Genomic DNA, 19,738 nt, shown 5'->3' with positions numbered 1-19,738 from the left:
CCACACCCTTGTCCACAAATGTTAATTTCGAGCCCCTGCGGGGCTCTGCATCCGCGGAATTCCGCGGATTATGCCTCCCGCTGCTGCTGCTTGATGCGGTTTGTCAGTTCAGTGACCTGGTTGTAGATGGCGCGGCGCTCAGCCATGAGCTCCCGGATTTTGCGGTCCGCGTGAATCACCGTGGTGTGGTCACGCCCGCCGAGTTCCTGTCCGATCTTGGGCAGCGACATGTCCGTAAGTTCACGGCACAGGTACATGGCGATCTGGCGGGCCGTGACCAGGGTCCTGGTGCGGGACTTGGAACACAGTTCTTCCAGCGAGATCTGGAAATAGGCTGCCGTCTGCCCGAGGATTGATGCCGCGGTGATTTCCTGGGCGCCGTCGTCGGTAATCAGGTCTTTGAGCACAATCTCAGCCAGTCCCACGTCCACCTGCTGCCGATTGAGGCTGGCGAAGGCGGTCACCCGGATCAGGGCGCCCTCCAGCTCGCGGATGTTGGTGGAAATTTTGGAGGCGATGTACTCAAGGACATCGTCAGGAGCACTCAGGCTGTCGCCGATGGCCTTCTTGCGCAGGATCGCAATACGGGTTTCCAGCTCCGGCGGCTGCACATCGGTGAGCAGGCCCCACTCGAAGCGGGACCGCATCCGTTCCTCAAAGCCCGAAAGCTGCTTGGGCGGCAGATCGGAAGTGATGACGACCTGTTTGTTGTGGTTGTGCAAGGCATTGAACGTATGGAAGAACTCTTCCTGCGTAGCATCCTTGTTGGCCAGGAACTGGATGTCGTCAATGAGCAGGATGTCCACATTGCGGTAGAGCTGCTTGAAGCTGGCTCCCTCGTCATACCGGATGGAGTTGATGAAGTCGTTGGTGAACTCCTCGGAATTTACGTACCGCACGCGGATACCCGTGTAAAGGTGCCGGGCATAGTGTCCGATGGCGTGCAGCAGGTGGGTCTTTCCCAGCCCCGAATCCCCGTAGATGAACAAGGGGTTGTAGGCCTTGGCGGGGGCTTCGGCCACAGCCACCGCGGCGGCGTGCGCAAACCGGTTGGAGGAACCGATCACGAACGTCTCGAAGACGTACTTGGGATTGAGCCGGCCGAATTCCTGGGAAGTGCTCGGCGGTGTGGGAGAGGGAGCGCTTTCACCGCTCGGGACCGGATTCGGAGCGGGCTGTTCGGGTTCCGGTTCGGGATCGGCCTTCACCGCCGGCAGCATGTCCGCGTCAATGACGAAAGCACATTGGATATCGGCCTGGAAGACTCCCCGCAGGACCTCATCCAGAATGTGCTTGAGCTGGGTCTGCAGAACCTCGCGGGTCAGTTCGTTGGGCACCGCCACCAGCAGAGTGGTTCCGATCAGACCCTGTGCCTGGGCCAGAACCACGAATCCGCGCTGCCGGGGAGAGACTCGGTCGTCCGTTTCCAGCGTTCGAATAACCTTGCGCCAGGAACTGCCGACGTCGTTGATTTCGTCCGTGCCCACAAAAACCTCTCGTGATCGCCCTCAGCGGTCTCAGAAAACATGGAAGCCCGGGCGGGTTTCCGGCGATTCATCCACAGACTTATACACAGTTGGTGGATAAACCGCCCGACGCCTAGCCTAAGGGATGATTTCCCCCTGTGGTAGCTGGAATCCGCCTGTGGACAGGCTCTGGGACAGGGCTCACACCACCCTGTGGGCAGGTATGCTGGAAGGAGTTGTCCACAGGTGTGGATGAAACTGTATGAACAGGCAAGTGGTCCGGGCCGCCCAATCCCGGTTTGACTGGGGGCGGTCCTGCCCCTAACGTGGAGTAGTCCTTTGTGTCTGCTATCTGCACTCATTCATGCCCATCAGGGTTCTGGGAATCAGGGTCCAGGTCCGGGTTGAGAGCAGTCAGTCACATGAAAAAAGCGCCGCTTGTTCTTCCCCCTTGTCGTAGCAAGCCAGCGCAACTCAGATTGTCTTGGAGTAACTACCGTGAGCAAGCGGACTTTTCAGCCGAATAACCGCCGTCGTGCCAAGAAGCACGGCTTCCGCCTTCGCATGCGTACCCGTGCCGGCCGTGGAATCCTTTCCGCACGCCGCGCCAAGGGCCGCACCGAACTGTCGGCATAAACAGCTTTAAGTTTGTCGATGCTGCGTACCTGCAGCTCCGCAATCGATTCCAGGCGGCCTAAATGCTGGCCGTAGGAAACCGGGTGCGGACGTCGACGGATTTTTCTCATACTGTACGTTCCGGTGCCCGAAGTGGGCGCCGGAACGTAGTGTTATATGCGGTGAGAACCGGGCCACGCCCGACCCGCGTAGGCTTCATCGTCGCCAAAAGCGTCGGGAACGCAGTGACACGCAACCTCGTTAAGAGAAGACTGAGGGAAGCAGCTGCGGAGAGTCTGCGTGAGTACCCCACCGGATACGACGTGGTGGTCCGTGCGTTGCCGCCGGCGGCAACGGCGTCGTGGCAGGAACTCCGTACGGACTATATGGGAGCGCTTCGCACCTGTGCAGGCAAACTCGACCGTGTTCCATCGTTTGACCAGAAGAGGTGATCTGCTGATGAGCCGCTCCGGTACCAATCCGGGAAAGGCTGTTCAGAGGGTTGCCTCTTTTGTGTGGAATCTGCCGCGCTACATGCTGATCGGCCTCCTGGTTGCCTATCGAAAAACCATTTCGCCCCTTTACGGGCCGGTCTGCAGGTTCTTTCCGTCCTGCTCCGCCTATGCTCTTGAAGCCGTGACTGTTCATGGTGCAGTGCGCGGTACTTGGCTGGCTGCCCGGCGGCTGGTTCGCTGCCACCCCTGGAACGACGGCGGGGTGGACCACGTCCCGCACGGAGACAGGAATTGGGATCCGAACAGGGTTCCGAGAATTATTGTGCTGAATCACCCCGTGATTCCAGCCGACGAAGACAGCCGCGAAGCGGCCTGAGGAGTATAAATGGGTTTCTTCGAGACGATACTGTTCCCCTTTAAGTGGGTAGTGTCCTGGATCATGTGGATCTTCCACGAGGGTTTTGTTTTCCTCGGGATGGATGCCGCATCCGGCTGGACATGGACGCTGTCCATCATTGGCCTGGTGATCGTGATTCGGGCCGCCTTGATCCCGGTCTTCGTGAAGCAGATCAAGGCACAGCGCGGCATGCAGTCGCTGCAGCCTGACTTGAAGAAACTCCAGCAGAAGTACAAGGGTAAAACCGACCAGCTCTCCCGTCAGGCTATGACGCAGGAGCAGATGGCGCTGTACAAGAAGCACGGCACCAACCCGTTTGCGGCCTGTCTTCCCATGCTGATCCAGATGCCGTTCTTCTTCGCCCTGTTCCAGGTGCTGAACGGCGTTTCCAAGGCCAGCGACACCGGCGCCCACATTGGTGCCCTGTCCTCTGAAGCCATCCAGCAGTTCGATGAAGCCACCATCCTCGGTGCTCCGCTGTCCTCCTCGCTGCTGCACGGCGGCGGCGGAGACGGCCAGCTCGCCGTCGTCATCCTTTCCATCGTCATGATCCTGGCCATGACCGCTTCGCAGTTCATCACCCAGAAGCAGATCATGTCCAAGAACATGTCTGAAGAGGCTCTGGCCAGCCCCTTCATGAAGCAGCAGAAGATGATGCTCTACATCCTGCCGCTCGTGTTTGGTATCGGTGGCATCAACTTCCCCATCGGCGTGCTTATCTACTGGACCACCACCAACCTGTGGACCATGGGACAGCAGTTCTTCGTCATCCGCCGGATGCCCACCCCGGGCTCCCCTGCGGCCAAGGCAATGGCCGAACGCCGTGCGAAGAAGGGACTTCCCATGGTCCCGCTGCTCGGCGAGAAGAAGTCCGACACCGTTGAGCCGGCTCCGGTGGCCGTAAAGACCCAGCGTGTCCAGCCCCAGCGGAAGAACAGGAAAAAGCGATGACCACTGAGCCCGCCGCGGAGACACCGGAAACTGGTTTGGAGACAGCTGGGACTGAACCTGCTGCTGATCCGCAGGCGGGCGCTGCCCGCCCCGGCCGCCTCGAAGAAGAGGGAGACGTTGCTGCGGACTACCTCGAGGAATTGCTGGACATCGCCGATATCGACGGAGACATCGACATCGAGGTCCGCAGCGGCAGGACTTACATCTCGGTTGTGGCGGAGGAAGGCGACGCCAGCGGTCTGCAGCATCTTGTCGGCAAGGACGGCGAAGTTCTGGAAGCACTGCAGGAACTGACACGGCTTTCCGTACTGACAGCCACTGACAATCGTTCCCGTCTCGTTCTGGACATTACCGGGTACCGCCAGGAGCGCAGCGCCGAGCTGCAGGTCATTGCGGAGAAGGCCGTTGCCCAGGTCCGGGAAAGCGGCAAGGCAATCGCACTTAGCCCCATGAGTGCCTACGAGCGAAAGATCGTGCACGACGCCGTGGCGGATCTCGGGCTCGTCAGCGAATCCGAGGGCGAAGGGGCCGCGCGCCACATTGTGGTGTCGCAGGCTGAAGCCTAGGCCGGGCCACTTACTACTGGAAACTGCACTGCAGACAAAGGACACACACTTCGTGGTTGAAACATCGCCCGCTGAACGCATAGCGGCGGAAAGAATCTTCGGCTCCCGGCTGGATCTGGCGGAACGCTATGTCGGACACCTGGCTACGTCGGGGATGGAACGGGGCCTCCTGGGGCCCCGAGAGGTGCCACGGCTGTGGAGCAGGCACGTGCTGAACTGCGCCGTCGTCGCGGACCTCATCGATGAAAACCTGCGGGTGGCAGATGTTGGCAGCGGCGCAGGCCTTCCGGGCCTGTGCCTGGCGATAGCACGTCCTGATCTTCACCTCACCCTCATCGAGCCCCTCGAGCGCCGGGTTAACTGGCTGAATGAGGTGGTGGAGGACCTCGGCCTGGACAACGTGACAGTCCTTCGGGGACGGGCGGAACAGGTCGTCAAGGATGTTGATGCAGACGTAGTGACCGCCCGTGCGGTGTCGGCACTGTCCACTCTGGCTGGCCTAACCATTCCCCTCCTGAAGGGAAAGGGAGAGGTCCTGGCCATCAAGGGACGCAGCGCCGAGGAAGAGATTGCCAAGGCTGCCAAAGCAATCCGCAAGCTCGGGGGCCGCGAAACGTCCATTGTGACGGCTGGCGAGGACCTTCTGGAAGAACACACAACGGTTGTTCGCATCCTCGTGGGGTAGTGGCCCGCAGCACTATCTTGTGCACACACCGGCCTCGATCCGGGATATTTGCCGGGCAGCGGATAGGCTGGATGGACTAATGCCTATGTTTGGAAAGTGAGCATGTCCAGGTGAGTGCGCGCCGCGATTCCGGAGCAAAACGAATTCCCCCTTTTGCTGCTTTGGGTTCTGCCCTCTCCGCACAGTTCTCCCGGATTCAACCCCAAATGTTTGCAACTACTCAAGATCCCGCACAGATTCCATCAAGTGCTCCCGAGGTTCAAGAACCGGTAACGGAGGCACCTGTGATTCAGACCGCGCTGGTGCCGTCGACGGAGACTGATCGGCCCGCAGCAGGCAATTCTGCGCCTGCCGCCGGGACCGAGCTTGTTTCACGTGAAACGACACACAGTGCTGTTCCCCTGCAGACCGCGGTCGAAACGTCCGCGGGCCCCGAGGCTATCGAAGGTGGTGTATCTGACGCGGCGGTCATACCGTCGACGTCGGTGGACGTTATGGATTTGATGGACGAAAGCACCCCGCTTGCCCGGGAACTGGCACACGAAAACCGCCGTCGCGAAAAGCTCCGCGGCCGCGTTCTTCCCCGCCCCGCGGAAACGCGCATCATGACGGTTAGCAATCAAAAGGGCGGTGTAGGCAAAACCACCACCACCGTGAACCTGGCTGCCGCACTTGCCACCGCGGGTCTGAATGTCCTGGTGATTGACATAGATCCGCAGGGAAATGCTTCTACCGCCCTCGGCATCGATCACCGCGCCGAAGTGGAGAGTATCTATGACGTGCTCATCGATGATCTCCCGCTGGGAAATGTTGTGGCCCAGTGCCCCGATATCTCCAACCTGATCTGTGCGCCGGCAACAATTCACCTGGCTGGCGCTGAGATTGAGCTGGTTTCGCTGGTAGCCCGTGAGCAGCGGCTCCGGAGAGCCATCGATGTTTATGCCGCGGAGCGTGAACGGAACGGCCAGGAGCGACTGGACTACATTTTTATTGACTGCCCGCCGAGTTTGGGACTGCTGACCGTAAACGCGTTTGTCGCGGCGCGGGAGGTCCTTATTCCTATCCAGTGCGAGTACTACGCACTCGAAGGCCTGAGTCAGCTCCTGAAGAACATTGAGATGATTCAGAAGCACTTGAACGCTGACTTGGTTGTCTCCACGATTCTGCTGACCATGTACGACGGACGCACCAACCTGGCGGCGCAGGTGGCAGCCGAAGTGCGGGAACATTTCCCGGATCAGGTTTTGGGTGCAGTGGTGCCGCGGTCGGTCCGTATTTCTGAAGCCCCGAGTTACCAGCAGACGGTCATGACATATGATCCGTCTTCCAGCGGCGCCTTGTCTTACCTTGAGGCCGCAGCAGAGATCGCCCAGCGCGGTTAGACATCCCCGGGTCCTTGCGCCGTTACGGACGCGATGAATCGTAGAATACAGTCACAAACAATCCATGCCGCTTGTGTGCATAAGGGAAGGACATACCCATGACCGAAAAGCGTCGTGGTTTGGGAAGAGGCCTGGGGGCACTAATCCCCAGCAGTGCAGCACCCGAGGAACCTGCATCCACATCTTCAGTGCCTACACGTGCCGGGCGTCCCGTCGATGTGTTCTTCCCGTCCGCCGCAGACAACGTAACGCCTTCTCGGCCGGCCGCCCAGGGCGTCCGGAGAGGCAGCGGCATCAACAAGGATGCCCTCCGGGGCCCCGCTTCCAAGAGCTCGGCTGCGTCGTCGCCGCGCCAGCAGAACCGCACACAGCCGTCGGGTCATGAGGACGGCTTGGGGGGTGCCGGCGAAGAAACTTCGCCCACGGGATCCGCCACGTCCGGTGCTGCCAAGCGTGCTGCGAAGGCCGTGAAGGCCCCCGACGGCGCTTCCCAGAGCAACGGCGACTCCCAGGGTGTCGAGCCTACTCAGGACGCCGCACAGGGCACTGAGGGCAGCGGCGTTTCACGTGAAACACTCGTGGAGGTGCCCGGAGCGACCTTTGCCGAGATTCCGGTGGACTCCATCCACCCGAACAGAAAACAGCCTCGGTCGGTCTTCGATGAAGAGGACATGGCCGAGCTGGTTCACTCGATCCGCGAGATCGGTGTTCTTCAGCCGATCGTGGTCCGGCCCTCCGCTGAAGATGATCCCGAGCACCCTTATGAACTGGTCATGGGTGAACGCAGATGGCGGGCCAGCCGTGAGGCTGGACTGGAAGCTGTTCCGGCAATTATCCGCTCCACCCAGGACGTGGATCTGCTCCGGGATGCCCTGCTGGAGAACCTTCACCGGAGCCAGCTCAATCCGCTGGAAGAAGCGGCAGCGTACCAGCAGCTTCTGGACGACTTTGAATGCTCGCACGAGGAATTGGCGGACCGCATTGGGCGGTCGCGGCCGCAGGTTACCAACACATTGCGGTTGATGAAACTTCCTCCTCTTGTACAGCGCCGGCTTGCAGCCGGGATACTATCCGCCGGGCATTCACGAGCACTGCTGGGACTGGCCGATGCGGCGGAGATGGAAAAGCTGGCGCAGCGTATTGTCGCTGAGGGTCTTTCCGTCCGTGCAACTGAGGAGATCGTGGCTCTGAGCGACGGGCTTCGGCGTCCCGCCAAGGCTGCAAAACCGAAAACCGGCGCGCGGCATGAACGCCTTGACTACCTTGCCACCTCCCTTTCAGACCGGCTGGATACCAATGTGAAAATCACGCTGGGTGCGCGCAAGGGCAAAGTCAGCATTGAGTTCGCCAGTGTTGATGATCTGAACCGGATTATGGGAGTGCTGGCCCCGCCGGCGAACTAGGGCCAATGAGGTGTTTCACGTGAAACACCCGCCAGGTCAGCTGTTCTGTACCGCCTTCGCGGCGTCAGTACTGCACGTCTGATATCGAGGTAATGGCGACACGGCATCCGAGGACTGCACGCTGATCGCGGAACGAAATCGTTTGCCGGACGCACGGTAAGCAGGTGGTGCGACGGAAAGCTTTTGTTCCGCGCAGCGAGTCGTGGCTCATAGAGCAGCAGGATCGGTTGGAGATGACTAGAAGGCTGGTTGCCGCCTGCCAGTCCTGAACACCGGCATGATCCAGTTTCTGGGTGCGCTCTACAGCCGACTTTTCTTTTGTTCGCTCGTTGCATCCCTGCCCCATCCCTCTCGCCCTAGCGGGTTTGGGATGTGCCGGCGCCCGTGTTTCACGTGGAACATGCTCTTTTGGGCGGCTGCGTCGCCGCCAGTTATCCGCTTTGCCCAGTGGGTCAGGGTCTCAGGGTAGTGCTGCTCCTGGATAGGCAATTAACCTCTTCGCTTCGCGGCTACCTCTGATTCAGGCCATGTGTGGATGGAGAACAGACCCGCGAACAACAGAAGTACGTTAGATGTGCTGTCGTCCGTGAGCGCTTGATCCCAGCTCCCGACATAATGCGTAGTCGCCCACAGCAAGGTCCGTAGCCGTCTGTTCATCCGTTTCACGTGAAACGGTACGACCACGTGAGTTCTGGCTGCTGGGTGACGCATGGTCGACGTCCGGTCGGTTCCTGGGCGCAGAAATAAATCCGTGTCACAGTGGCTCACGAGCCGGAGGTGTCTCGTCAGTCTCTGGGGTATCAACAAGCAGACCCTGCTTACCCGTCGGCTTCCCATGTTCGGCTCCGGCGGATGTCCGAGGCTCAGCGAATACGGACCACCCGATTTACTACAAAGGGACCGCACCATTTGTACTGGCCGCCATGAGATCCTTTTGTTTCACGTGAAACGTCATTGACTGCCCGTGCCACGGCGCCCGTCCCCATCCGCGGCCGGCACACGCCGCACTTTCCTTGCTGGCCTTGAAGCAGCACACCCTGGTAGGAAGTGCCCCCGAAGAATGTGCGCCAGTGGCGACCTGCACTGTCGGGGGCCTCATCCCGGAGTGGTAGGCCACGGGGTGTGGAGATACGGTCCGCTTGGCGGGCGCCTCTGGTCTCGGCCGTGTCGGAAGGCCCCAAACTCCGCTGGGTCCCCGCGTGCGGTCTGGGCATGGATCGTGTCGGCTCGACTGCATGCCTCTGTCTTTCACGGTACTCATCGCCCCCCGTCCGCTGGCCTGTCGGTGTACGTGTAGCTGGTATGCCGCGGACGCGTGCCGGGTGAAGGCCGGGGTCTGGCAGGCTATCTGACTCGTCGCTGGCTCCGGTCCCCGGTCCTGACATCGCCGCTCGACACCTGCCAGGGGACGAATCCCTTAGGTCTCTATGTCTGTTTCACGTGAAACAAGTGTCGAGCTTCTCTCCGGGTAGCCGCACGCGTGGAGTCCGTTATGAATTCCGGAGATGCCATTGTTGTCCGCGGCCACCGTCCTACCCAGGTGTTGCATGCCGCTTCCAACCGGTTTAGATGAACTTCGACGTGCTCGCCGTCCTCCGCCGTAGCTATGGCAATTCGGCGACCCCCACCACAGTTCCTTGTTTCACGTGAAACGCTGTCACCTGGCGCGAGCCCGGCAGTGAACCGTCGAGTTTACGGAAGACTGCGGTCTTCACGATATTGAAGGCGGTGACCGGGCGTCGGGTACCGGTGGTAGCGGCACTTTCACCTCAGTCGAGCGGCGATCTGGCTAGCCTGAGTGCTGAGGCATCGTGGATGGATGACCATCGTCAATGTTTGCGTCGGGCGTATCTCGTGGGGGTGTCCGTAGGTAGCTTCGATGCAGTGCATGAGTAACTACCTGAGTAGTACCGCTGTTTGTGTGCAAGCCAACGAACCGAGTGAGTTAGTCCGAGAGGGATGTCCAGTTCACTCCCGGTTCCGTCGAGTAATGCTGTTTAGTGCGCTCCCGGCATGAGAGCAAAACCCAACCCACTGGTTTCCGGCATCCGCTGCAGGGAGGGACTTCGCCCGGCCGGCGATTGCGGACGACGTCAGGTGCGGCGAACCGAGGCAGCCTGGTCTTGACGTAATCCGGCATCAACCGTGTATCAGCATCGAGAAGGAGCATGCCTTCATAATTGGACGCCAGAGCGTAGTACTCAATTCCGGCGGCAAGCGCACCGGCCTTTCCCCGGTTCGGATGCGGTTCCAGACAGTTCACCCCTTCGGCTTCGGCGATTACCGAAGTTGCGCCGGTGGAACCATCCGAAACAACGTGAAGGTTGGAGGTAAGGACGAGCACTTTGGCTCAGGCGATGGTTTCCGCGATCACGAGTTCTTCATGGTGTGCTGCTATCTGACGGCAACCTGATTCGGGAAGACAGTGTCAGTCTGTGGGCGGCCAACTTGGTTCGGGATGCTTGGGTTATGTAATTCCCCGATTCGGCGAAGCAGGCCGACCGTGCTCGATAGGGGAGTGGCGATCCCCAGCATCAGCAGTGCAATGACCAATATTGCCCATGGTTCCACGTTCCTACCCCCGAAGACTTTTTAGATGAACTTCGAACTGCGGACGGCGTGGCTGCTGGTTCACTCATGCTGCACCTGGCTGGCGGTGACGACTTCCCGCCAGGGGCCGGCCGAAACGTGCGTCTGGTCCAGCAATTACCGACTCACACGGTCAGCGGCGTTCAGAGATTCAAAACCCAGGCAGCCATTGAGAGCGGGTGAGACGTCCAGGCCGGCACCGTTGTGAAGGGTGTTGGCGGGACGGACGTCGTCATCCCCGAAAACGTAAGCGACGTCGTCGTAGAGGGCTGGCCCCGCGTCATGGATCTGGCTGTAGTATTCCGGCTCGTCCGCCCATGGGATGACGGAACCCCTCATGGCGAAGGCCCGGGGAACGTTGACGTCGTCGAACGGGAGATCAAGGCAGAACGGATTTTCGCGGCGGGGAGCATATACCCATGCAACCAACCCTCGTCTTCTGCCCGCAGCTCGGCTTCGCAGCTATTGTCGATCACCGCTCCGTCACACCCTCCGTAGATGCATCCACAGGACTCCCGGACGCTCAATGACGGACCATGCGTCAGGCCGGCTGCGCCTTCGGGAACCGGAGGGGTTGTCCATGCCGTGGGAGTGAAGTCTCCGGAGGGTTCCAAGAAGGGACCGGCCGTCCATTCTGCCATTCACCCAAATTGGCCCGATAGTAAAGACTGAGCTGGGTTGGCACATCGGCAGTGCAGGAGAGTCTCAACAAGTAACGGCGACCAGGTTGGACGGCAGGGGAAAACGTACCCAGATCCTGCGTCTGTGTCAGTTTGGCATCACCTCTTTCATAGCCTCGCACGGTCACACCAGCGCACCCGTGCCTCCCCGCGGGGCCCGGTGCCCTGGTCAACTCCGTGGTGTTGCTTCCGCAGTGGCCCGGGACCAGCAAAGGCCCGCCCATAACCTCCTGCACTGAGAGGACCACAGTCGGACTGATGGTTTCCCGTATTGCCAGCCAGGCGACAAACTGCATAAAGCAGGGGCTCCTCTATATCAATGGGCCGGCCACGCCTCCTGCCGGAGGGCCATGAATCCGGTTTCGTCCAGCAAACCTGACTTCATGTAGAAGGTTCCCTTCATGTCCACGGTGTTGAGGATTTCAGCCGCACGTGCCGCACCGCTGACCCCGTCGTCGAACGTCAGGCTCACTAGCGTTTGCCCGGGGGCGAAGGGGAGCGACTTGGAGGGTATGTAAGCCGGAAGGGGCTGTGCTGACGCGACGGCACGTGTGTTGTCCGGGGAACCCCAGTCGGCCGCTGCCAGCCATTGGCCTCGAAGATCAGGAAGGCCATGGGAAGAGACAGCACCAGGAGAGCGGCAAAGGTTTGCAGGGACCGTTTATGTTTGCGGTGCGACGGCAGTCGACGAGCAGACTTGGTGCCCATATTCAAAGACCCTCGAACTGAACCAGCCCACCGGTGGCAGGTTCAGCCTCCTTCCTAAACGTTGGCACGCGACGGCGAGGAGACCATCCTGGCCACCGTCCGGGGTTCCGGCAGCAACATTGGCGGTTGAAAAGCCACGCAATAGCCGCACGCACCGGCAGCTAGGGTGACGTCCAGCACCACTTCGGTTCCTGGAAATTGGCGCAGGCTTGTGAGCGGGTCTTCGACAATGAGTATGACGCCGACGGCGGCGGCCAGATGGAACAATCGGTCCGCACCGGCGATCACACTGTCAGCGGCGGTCCGGTCCAAAATGGTTCCCTCGACAAGGCGGACGCCGGGGTGGTCCGGCACTCCGCGGAGGTTTTCCAGGGAGCCGGTGGACAGATCATCAAGAACCGTCACGTGGTCGCTGGCGGCCAGTAGGTATTCAGAAAGATGGCTGCCGATAAAGCAGGCGCCGCCCGCTACTGCTGTTTTCATGGAGGTGTATTCCCTGCAAAGAAGTGGTGCGGCTGAGAATCACAGCGCAATGATGATGGGGCCTGCGGAAAGTCTGTAGGCGGCGCCCAGGACGGCGGGTACCGAGGCCAGCCATGACGGGTCGAAGTCGGTGTGCGGCGTGTGGATGCAGTGCCCGCCCACCCCGGGCACCGAATTGAACCGCATGAACCCGAACGGTTTGGTGTCTGCGGCGTCGATGACATCCATCACCGGGATATCCAGAGCCCCACAGATATCGGCGAACTTGTTGGCCAGGGCGATAGCCACGGCACAGAAGGTGTTCTCCAACAGCTTTGTCATTTCCGCGGCCTCGGCCGCTGGCACCAGATGCACGGCGGGCACGTATTTGTTCAGCCCGGGGGACATCCTCCTGGCTGAAATCATCCACGTCCGGATTGATGCGTTCCGGCCTGAACGCCACATGCAGGTGCCTTCCTGTATCCAACCCGCGGGTTGCCAAGGGGCCCACAAAGAGCCCGGGTGCTGCCCACGTAGGTTGATGACGCCAGGACGAGCAGCTGGCGCGGAACGGCGTGTTCCACCACCGTGCGGCAGGCGCTGGACAGGATGGAAAGGTCCGGCACCAGACATGTGTCGACCGGCGTGGGAACGGCCACGACAACAGCAGCGGCGCTGGAGAGCCGCGGCGGATCGCACGTCAGATCGAACGCCGGGTCCACCAACGCACGGTCCGAACGGTCGCGGTCGCCTTCGAGCAGGTCGGCGCGCTGGCCCAGAATGGCCTGCAGCCGGCGGGAGTTGACGTCAATCCCCAGCACCCGGTAGCCGGCCTCCGGAAAGCCAGGGAAGTCGGCAGCCCGACGTAGACGTAGCCCATGCCCACCACCGCAACGTGCAATTCGAACGAACAGCGGCTTTTCGCGAGGATACTTTTCACCACGGCTAACGCCTCGGGAATGAGGCTGCGGACGCGTTGGATGGTTGGCAGCGCAACGGCATGCGTACCGACTATGGGGTCTACAGCCGGCACCTCCTAGCCGGGCACTTGCCAGTAGCCGCCTAAACAACGACGGCGGCGTCCCCCGCGAAGGGGACGCCGCCGTCGTATTGTGCGGTGGATGCCTGTTAGAGTCCGGCTACGCGCCGTTCCTCCGGAACTTCCGCCGGATTAAAACGGAACACATCGTCCAGAGCCAAGGTTCCCGTGGGCTGGTCCTCTTCTTCGAGCAGGTAGAGGCGCTGAATGCCGATAACGATGGAATCGGCCACCGTTTGCCGGAAAACCGGATCTGCCAGCCGTTCCGCGTCGCCGCGGTTGCTGAGGTAACCAAGGTCCAGGCCGACGGAGGGGATTCCGGAGAGCTTGAGGGTGTCCCACGTGCGGCCGTGGACGCCTAGGCTGTCCATACCGGTCCGGGCGGCCAGTTCCTTCATCAGCAGGATGGCGGCGCGGTGACCGATGGGCGATCGTGCTTCACCGGTTCCGGGCAAGCCCCAGTAAAAGGCGGCGATTCCGGAAGCTGCCTGCTGGTCCAGCCAGTCACAGTGGAGATCCAGGCTGAGGCTGGGGACCCTCTCGCCGCCGCCGTCCACACCGGCGAAGGCGGAGGCACGGGAAACAACTCCGGCACCGAACTCGCGCAGAATACGCTCCACGCGCTGCCCGATGTCGGCGGCAACCATGGCTTCGGTCAGTGGCCGGGATGTCAGCCGGTCGACGGCGTGGGGCGAGGCCAGCTCGGAGCTTCCGGTGCTGAGGGCGATCAAACGGCCGCGCAGCGCAGCGGTGGAACGGTCCAGCCGCTCATAGTCACGCAGGGCAAATGCCTGGCTGGGCGTGATGGCGCGGTTAACCCGGGCCATGGCCCGAATAGTGTCCTGGTCGCAGACGCCGGTGCCGGGAATGCCGAGGTTGTTCTGCAGTTCGGCAACGGCATAACGGGTACGGACGTTGAATTCGCCGTCGATGTGGCCGTAGTAGAACCCCAGGTGCGAGAGGTGCCGCTGGAGTTCTGCAACGTCATCGCCCCGTATTGGCTGCTGGCCTTCGACCAGGGCCAAGACACGGTCCCCGAAGCGGAACTGTGCTTCAGCCAGGGCACGCAGGGTGTCGGGTCCGGCCACGCCGTCCACGATGAGCCCGCGGCTTTGCTGGAAGGAACGGACGGCGGCGTCCACGTGATCGTCAAAGAGATCGGGGTTGTTGACGGAGTCCGGAGCCAAATAGGACATGGAGATGCCGGCGCTCAGCAGCGCTTCGCGAAGCGCCCTGACACGCCGGCCGGCGTCCATTCTCCGCAGGGTTTCTCCTGCCGGGTGCATGGTCGGTGACTTACTTCAGGAAGGCCGCAAATTCCTGTTCCAGGACCTGCTTGGGCTTGGCGCCGATGGACGTGGCAGCCACTTCACCGCCCTGGAAAACGTAGACAGCGGGAATGGACGTGATGCCGTACTTGGCGGCGATGGCGGGGTTGTCATCCACGTTCACCTTCACGACGTCCACCTTGTCCGCGTACTGCGCGGCAATGTCGTCGAGGATGGGGGAGAGCATGCGGCACGGGCCGCACCACTCTGCCCAGAAGTCAACAATGACGGGCTTGTCGGCGGTGAGGACGTCGGCGCCGAAGGAAGCGTCGGTGACATCTTTAGCGTTGCTCATGTGGTGCTCCTTACAGATTTCTGCGAACTTAGAGGGCGGCGTGTTCGGATACGGCTTCAGCCGGCGGGGTAGGCACTTCGGCAGCGGTGGCCACCGAATCGCCCAGGTCAGCCAGGTAATGCTCAACGTCGATGGCAGCCACGCAGCCCGAACCCGAAGCGGTGATCGCCTGGCGGTAGGTGGGGTCAATGACGTCGCCGGCGGCGAACACGCCGGGCAGGGAGGTCTTGGAGGTGCGGCCGGCGACGGCGATGGTGCCTTCGCTGGTCAGCTCCAGCTGGTCCTTGACGAGGTCGGTCCGCGGGTCGTTGCCGATGGCGACGAAGACGCCGGTGACGGCCAGGTCGGACTCGGAGCCGTCCACCGTGCTGCGCAGGCGCAGACCGGTGACCTTGTCTTCACCGTGGATGCCAGCCACTTCCGAATCCCAGACAAAGCGGATCTTCTCGTGGGACAGGGCGCGGTCCTGCATGATCTTGGACGCACGCAGAGTGGAGCGGCGGTGGACCACGGTCACGCTGGAGGCAAACTTCGTCAGGAACAGGGCCTCTTCCAGAGCGGAATCGCCGCCGCCGATGACGGCGATGTCCTGGCCCTTGAAGAAGAAACCGTCGCAGGTGGCACACCAGCTGACGCCGCGGCCGGACAGGCGCTTCTCGTCCTCGAGGCCCAGCTCGCGGTAGGCGGAGCCGGTGGAGATGATGACGGCCCGCGCCAGGAAGGTTTCTCCGGTGCCGATGGTGACCTTCTTGATGTCGCCGTCGAGCTCCAGGGAGGTGACGTCCTCGAAAAGGATTTCCGTACCGAAGCGCGCTGCCTGCTTCTCGAACTGGGCCATCAGGTCCGGACCCATGACGCCTTCGGGGAAGCCGGGGAAATTCTCCACGTCCGTGGTGTTCATCAGCTCACCGCCGGCGGTAACCGAGCTGGCAATCAGCAGCGGCTTGAGGTTGGCGCGCGCCGTGTAAACGGCGGCGGTGTAACCGGACGGACCGGAACCGACAATGATGACGTCGCGTACGCCGTCGGCGGCTGCGGGGGTTTCGATGCTCACGGTTAGGTGTTCCTCTTCCTGTTGAAAACTTCAGCGATCCTGCAGTAGTCCTGACGAATCATGTTCTGTGTGCTTACTCCGGGATCACTGGGCACAACCGTTCCAGGCTCCAGCTTATTCCGGGCAGCGCGTCCCGCACATGTCAGGAGAGCGGGCCGGGTGCCTCCCGGCCCGATCCGTGACGATGCCGGGGTTAGGAGACGCCGATTTCGGCGATCCGCAGGCCCCACGGAAAGGCGGTCTGCACCCCGGTCAGACGCGGCAGCTGCGTGAAGTTCACAATCACGTACTGTGCGGTGGCTGTTTCACCGTTCGTCTTGGGTACCGGAATGCTGGTGGTCGGGCCGGTGAACCCGGTCTCGGCTACGGTGACGGCACCGTCCAGAGTCGGAGAATCGTTGAGCAGCACGGAGAAGCTGCCGCCGGTGCCGTTGAGCTGGGTGATGTCGATCTTGTTGATCGCGGATTCCTCCTCCAGCTCGACGACGAGGGCCAGATTGGGAGCGTACCCGCCGAAGGTGTCATTAGCGTATTCGTAGCTGGACCAGTAGCTTGCCGGATTGCCGTCAAGGATCTGGGGAAGTTCGCCGTCATGTTCAGCATCCAGTGCGGGGTTGGCGGGGACAAGCCGGCTGACCCCTGCAGGTACCGGAGCCGGGGCTGCGGGTTCCTCAGCAGGGGCTTCGGCAGCCGGTGCCTGCTCCGGCGCGGCTGCCGTAGGCGTTGTGTCGGAGCCGGCCAGGGGATCCGGGTCCTTGAGACTGCCGAGGGTGCTGACGGACAGGACGACGGCGACGATCAGGACCAGCGTCAGGAGGGTCCCCACGAGGACACGCCCCATGGTGCGGTTGGTGCGCGGCGGGGCGTCATCCTCGTCTTCGTCGTAACTGCCGTCGTCCGGGTAGTTCTCACTGTAATCATTGCCGGATCCTGCGGCGGTCGCAGCCACGGCGGACCTGGGGAAGTTGGAGGGCCGGCGGCCGGAATCCTGCACCGGATGATTTGTCTCCGACATGCGGCCCGCGGCGGTGTCATCGTCGTCGGAAGCGGTTTCCTCGGAGTAGTCGGTGTCCGTCCAGCGTGAAACTTTGGGTGTCTGGCCGGTGGCCGGTGCCGTGCCGCGTTCCTGGACGCGGGGACCCTTGGGGCGTGCGGAAGGCGGCGGCGGCAGCGTGGCTGCACCGGTGGCTGCTTCTGCGGGAGCGTCTTCGGCTTCGCCGAACTCCAGGTCGCGTGCGGCGGCGGCTTCTTCGGCGCCGGAGACCATGGCACCGGTTCCTGCCGCGGCAGCCCCTCGCCCAAACTTGGGAAGCCTGGGCAGCGGACGGCCGGACATCAGTGGTTTGCGCGGTGCACGTTCGGCAGGTTCCTCGACGTACCTGTCCTCTTCCTCGTTCTCTGGTTCCCGCGAACGGGGCATGCCGAAAATTTCGGAGCCGAGGGTGTCGGTAAAGAAGGGTTCAACATACGGTGCGTCCCGCTCAATGACCAGGTCCAGCAAATCCGCTGCATTTGCATTGTTGGTCACCAGATAGGTGCGGCCGTCGCTCACGCCGAGATCCAGGACCTGCACATTGCTGGCACGTTCACCCGTGGCAATTTCACGGGCACTGGCACTGACCTGGGAGGTGTTTTCGGGTGCAGCCAGGAGGATGCTTACGGCACGGTTCAGCACCTGGTCCACGCCGTCGAGGACCAGATCATCTTCTGCAGAGGCCAGGACCCAGGCGGTCACTTTGTAGCGGCCTCCCAGCGTTGAGCCAACGTCTACCGGCTGTGGCACGTGTTCCTCCCATGGAAACGGCAAATTACTGCGTTCATTTTTGCTGCGGACTGACCTGCTGATTATTCGTGACGAGACTGCATCGCATGCTTTGTACCCATGCTACCCGCGGGCAATGGGAAATCCTTCAGAAGGCAACGCCGGTTCCCGGGCGCGGCATGCCTGCCTAGCGGCGCACCTTTGCCAGAATCGGTGCGAGGAAGGCATCGAGCTCCTTCACCTTCAGGGCACGCAGCATGAAGAAGTAGGACCCGGCCATCAGCGATCCGCAGACCAGCAAAGCCACCAGCGAACCGGTGAGGGACGACCAGGCGAAACCGTCAGCGGAATAGCCGCCCAGCAGTCCCAGCGCCGCTGATCCGAGGACGGCGCTGCCCAGGGCAGCGACCGTCAGCCGGACGTGGACATCGAAGATTTCGCCGGCTCCGTAGTAACCCAGCTTCCGGGTCAGGAAGATATGGCTGATGATCACGCCGGCAACATTGCCGAGCGAATATGCAACGGCAAGACCGAAGACAATCCGGTTGGGCGGAAGAGCGGCGGCACCGAGTGCCAGCGCGATGCCGAAAACGGACAGGATGATCTGCATGATCATCGGTGTCTTGCCGTCCTCATCGGCGTAAAAGGCACGGTTCATGAGGAAAGTGGCGCTGAGGAAAGGTGCACTGATCGCCAGCAGCATCAGCACCTGGCCCTGGACCACGGCGGAGGCAATGGATCCGCCGCTGAACCACATGCTCAGGGGACCGGCCAGCACCACCAGCACGGCGGAACAGAAGACGGTTGCCACACCGATGGCGCGGAGGCCGGAGGAAACGGTGTCCCGTACTGCCTTCAGGTTTCCCTCGGTGAAGGCGTGGGACATCTGGTTGAACAGCACCGTGGCCAGCGAAAGCGTGATGACGGAGTGCGGGATCATGTAGAACATGGAAGCCGTCTCAAGGTTCAGGTGCCCGGCAATGACCTCGGGCGGGTTCATCGCCGCATAGGCCGGGCGTGCGGCCGTGGCGATGGTGGCAATGTTGGTGTAAACGAGATAGGCGCCGTTGCCCACCAGCATGGTGATGATCGTCCACTTGGCCACTTTTCCGGTCTGTCGCAGGCCGATGCCGCGCATCCGCAGGTTGGGGCGCAGGCCCAGGCCGAGTTTGCGCAGCGGAATTAAGAGGACGAGGGCCTGGACAACGATGCCGAGGGTGGTGCTGCCGGCCAGCAGCACGGTGGCGGACGTGGTCCAGTTCTCCGGCGAGAAGGCGCTGGTCTCTTCCCGTCCGATCAGCGCGATGAACAGCACGATTCCGGCGATGGCCACCACATTGTTGACGACCGGAGCCCACATATAAGCTCCGAAGCGGCCGTTGGCATTGAGCGTCTGTCCGATGACCGCATACGCGCCGTAGAAGAAGATCTGCGGAAAGAGCCAGTAGGCGAAGGTTGTGGCCAGCGGAAGCTGCGTTTCGTCCAGCTGTGTCACCAATGGCAGGATCCACGGGGCGGCAAGGGTTGCAACCAGCGCCAGGACGCCCAGCCCGAGCAGGCTCAGGGTCATGATCGACGAGACGTATTCCCGGCCCCGGTCCGGCCGCTTGCTGGCCTTGATGATTTGCGGAACCAGCACGGCGTTGAAAACGCCGCCGGCCAGCAGCAGGTAGATAAAGTTGGGCAGCACGTTGGCAGAGCTGAAGATGTCCGTTACCAGGCCCGTGTTGCCAATGGCCACGGCCAAAAGAGCGGTTCGGACGAGGCCGAGGACACGGGAGACGAGGGTTCCGGCTGCCATGACGGCGCTGGAACGCGCCGTGCTGGGAGCAATATTGTTTTCGGCCATGGTGTCCCTATGCTCTCACTTCAGTGCGGCAGCCGATAAAACGCAGCACTGC

At 61.7% G+C, this 19,738-nt stretch carries 20 protein-coding genes; 8 read left to right on the top strand and 12 right to left on the bottom strand.

All coding sequences use genetic code 11. The annotated features are described in order from the left end of the window. Positions 1-68: 68 nt before the first annotated feature. Positions 69-1,487: a chromosomal replication initiator protein DnaA gene (gene dnaA / locus CXR00_RS05630; protein ID WP_104053476.1), complete on the bottom strand. Its 1,419-nt coding sequence runs from the start codon at positions 1,485-1,487 to the stop codon at positions 69-71. A gap of 477 nt (positions 1,488-1,964) precedes the next feature. Here dnaA and rpmH point away from each other — a divergent pair, with 477 nt between their 5' ends. The 8 genes from rpmH to CXR00_RS05590 all read left to right on the top strand — a co-directional run bounded on the left by rpmH (position 1,965) and on the right by CXR00_RS05590 (position 7,920). Beyond that, entirely contained in the window at positions 1,965-2,102 is a 138-nt protein-coding gene (gene rpmH, locus CXR00_RS05625) for a 50S ribosomal protein L34 (protein WP_056010217.1), read from the top strand. Positions 2,103-2,164: 62 nt separating this feature from the next. Beyond that, the gene (rnpA, locus tag CXR00_RS05620) at positions 2,165-2,533 is read left to right on the top strand and encodes a ribonuclease P protein component (RefSeq protein WP_104053475.1); all 369 of its coding nucleotides are present in this window, start codon (positions 2,165-2,167) and stop codon (positions 2,531-2,533) included. Positions 2,534-2,540: 7 nt separating this feature from the next. Next, a complete protein-coding gene (gene yidD / locus CXR00_RS05615; RefSeq protein ID WP_104053474.1) occupies positions 2,541-2,912 on the top strand; it encodes a membrane protein insertion efficiency factor YidD in 372 nt (123 codons plus the stop codon). Positions 2,913-2,921: 9 nt separating this feature from the next. Next, positions 2,922-3,884 (top strand): membrane protein insertase YidC, encoded by a 963-nt coding sequence (gene yidC / locus CXR00_RS05610; protein WP_104053473.1) that lies wholly within the window; start codon positions 2,922-2,924, stop codon positions 3,882-3,884. Further along, entirely contained in the window at positions 3,881-4,450 is a 570-nt protein-coding gene (locus tag CXR00_RS05605; protein WP_104053472.1) for a R3H domain-containing nucleic acid-binding protein, read from the top strand. Before yidC ends, CXR00_RS05605 begins: the two co-directional genes overlap by 4 nt. Before the next feature lie 52 nt (positions 4,451-4,502). Then, the gene (gene rsmG / locus CXR00_RS05600) at positions 4,503-5,135 is read left to right on the top strand and encodes a 16S rRNA (guanine(527)-N(7))-methyltransferase RsmG (RefSeq protein ID WP_104053471.1); all 633 of its coding nucleotides are present in this window, start codon (positions 4,503-4,505) and stop codon (positions 5,133-5,135) included. 440 nt (positions 5,136-5,575) lie between these two features. Further along, on the top strand, positions 5,576-6,517 hold the full coding sequence (locus tag CXR00_RS05595) for a ParA family protein (RefSeq protein ID WP_258059912.1): 942 nt from the start codon (positions 5,576-5,578) through the stop codon (positions 6,515-6,517). A 98-nt stretch (positions 6,518-6,615) separates the two neighbouring features. Continuing rightward, positions 6,616-7,920: a ParB/RepB/Spo0J family partition protein gene (locus CXR00_RS05590; protein WP_104053470.1), complete on the top strand. Its 1,305-nt coding sequence runs from the start codon at positions 6,616-6,618 to the stop codon at positions 7,918-7,920. 1,945 nt (positions 7,921-9,865) lie between these two features. On the opposite strand, the gene CXR00_RS18770 is transcribed toward CXR00_RS05590, so the two are convergent. The 11 genes from CXR00_RS18770 to murJ form a co-directional block, all read right to left on the bottom strand. Then, positions 9,866-10,264 carry a glycosyltransferase gene (locus tag CXR00_RS18770; RefSeq protein WP_104053469.1) on the bottom strand — a complete coding sequence of 133 codons (399 nt, stop codon included), beginning with the start codon at positions 10,262-10,264 and terminating at the stop codon, positions 9,866-9,868. A gap of 362 nt (positions 10,265-10,626) precedes the next feature. Then, positions 10,627-10,938 (bottom strand): hypothetical protein, encoded by a 312-nt coding sequence (locus tag CXR00_RS05580; protein ID WP_104053468.1) that lies wholly within the window; start codon positions 10,936-10,938, stop codon positions 10,627-10,629. Between the two features lie 567 nt (positions 10,939-11,505). Further along, entirely contained in the window at positions 11,506-11,661 is a 156-nt protein-coding gene (locus tag CXR00_RS18210; protein WP_181032483.1) for a hypothetical protein, read from the bottom strand. A gap of 290 nt (positions 11,662-11,951) precedes the next feature. After that, positions 11,952-12,380: an NAD-dependent epimerase/dehydratase family protein gene (locus tag CXR00_RS05575; RefSeq protein ID WP_104053467.1), complete on the bottom strand. Its 429-nt coding sequence runs from the start codon at positions 12,378-12,380 to the stop codon at positions 11,952-11,954. Positions 12,381-12,419: 39 nt separating this feature from the next. Beyond that, entirely contained in the window at positions 12,420-12,767 is a 348-nt protein-coding gene (locus tag CXR00_RS05570) for a hypothetical protein (RefSeq protein WP_181032482.1), read from the bottom strand. A 14-nt stretch (positions 12,768-12,781) separates the two neighbouring features. Continuing rightward, complete coding sequence (locus CXR00_RS18205) at positions 12,782-13,180, bottom strand: hypothetical protein (protein WP_181032481.1); 399 nt, start codon at positions 13,178-13,180, stop codon at positions 12,782-12,784. Between the two features lie 307 nt (positions 13,181-13,487). Then, positions 13,488-14,684, bottom strand: a complete 1,197-nt coding sequence (locus tag CXR00_RS05560; protein ID WP_104053464.1) for a peptidoglycan-binding protein — start codon at positions 14,682-14,684, stop codon at positions 13,488-13,490. A 10-nt stretch (positions 14,685-14,694) separates the two neighbouring features. Further along, positions 14,695-15,021: a thioredoxin gene (gene trxA, locus CXR00_RS05555; protein WP_104053463.1), complete on the bottom strand. Its 327-nt coding sequence runs from the start codon at positions 15,019-15,021 to the stop codon at positions 14,695-14,697. Positions 15,022-15,049: 28 nt separating this feature from the next. Beyond that, positions 15,050-16,075 carry a thioredoxin-disulfide reductase gene (gene trxB / locus CXR00_RS05550; RefSeq protein WP_104053462.1) on the bottom strand — a complete coding sequence of 342 codons (1,026 nt, stop codon included), beginning with the start codon at positions 16,073-16,075 and terminating at the stop codon, positions 15,050-15,052. Between the two features lie 193 nt (positions 16,076-16,268). After that, a complete protein-coding gene (locus tag CXR00_RS05545; RefSeq protein ID WP_104053461.1) occupies positions 16,269-17,858 on the bottom strand; it encodes an ABC transporter substrate-binding protein in 1,590 nt (529 codons plus the stop codon). 166 nt (positions 17,859-18,024) lie between these two features. Next, positions 18,025-19,686, bottom strand: a complete 1,662-nt coding sequence (gene murJ / locus CXR00_RS05540; protein WP_104053460.1) for a murein biosynthesis integral membrane protein MurJ — start codon at positions 19,684-19,686, stop codon at positions 18,025-18,027. Positions 19,687-19,738: the final 52 nt, after the last annotated feature.

Origin of the sequence: Arthrobacter sp. 9E16 (assembly GCF_002929435.1) — a bacterium.
Lineage (GTDB): Bacteria > Actinomycetota > Actinomycetes > Actinomycetales > Micrococcaceae > Arthrobacter_B > Arthrobacter_B sunyaminii.
This window is presented reverse-complemented; position numbering and strand designations above follow the sequence as displayed.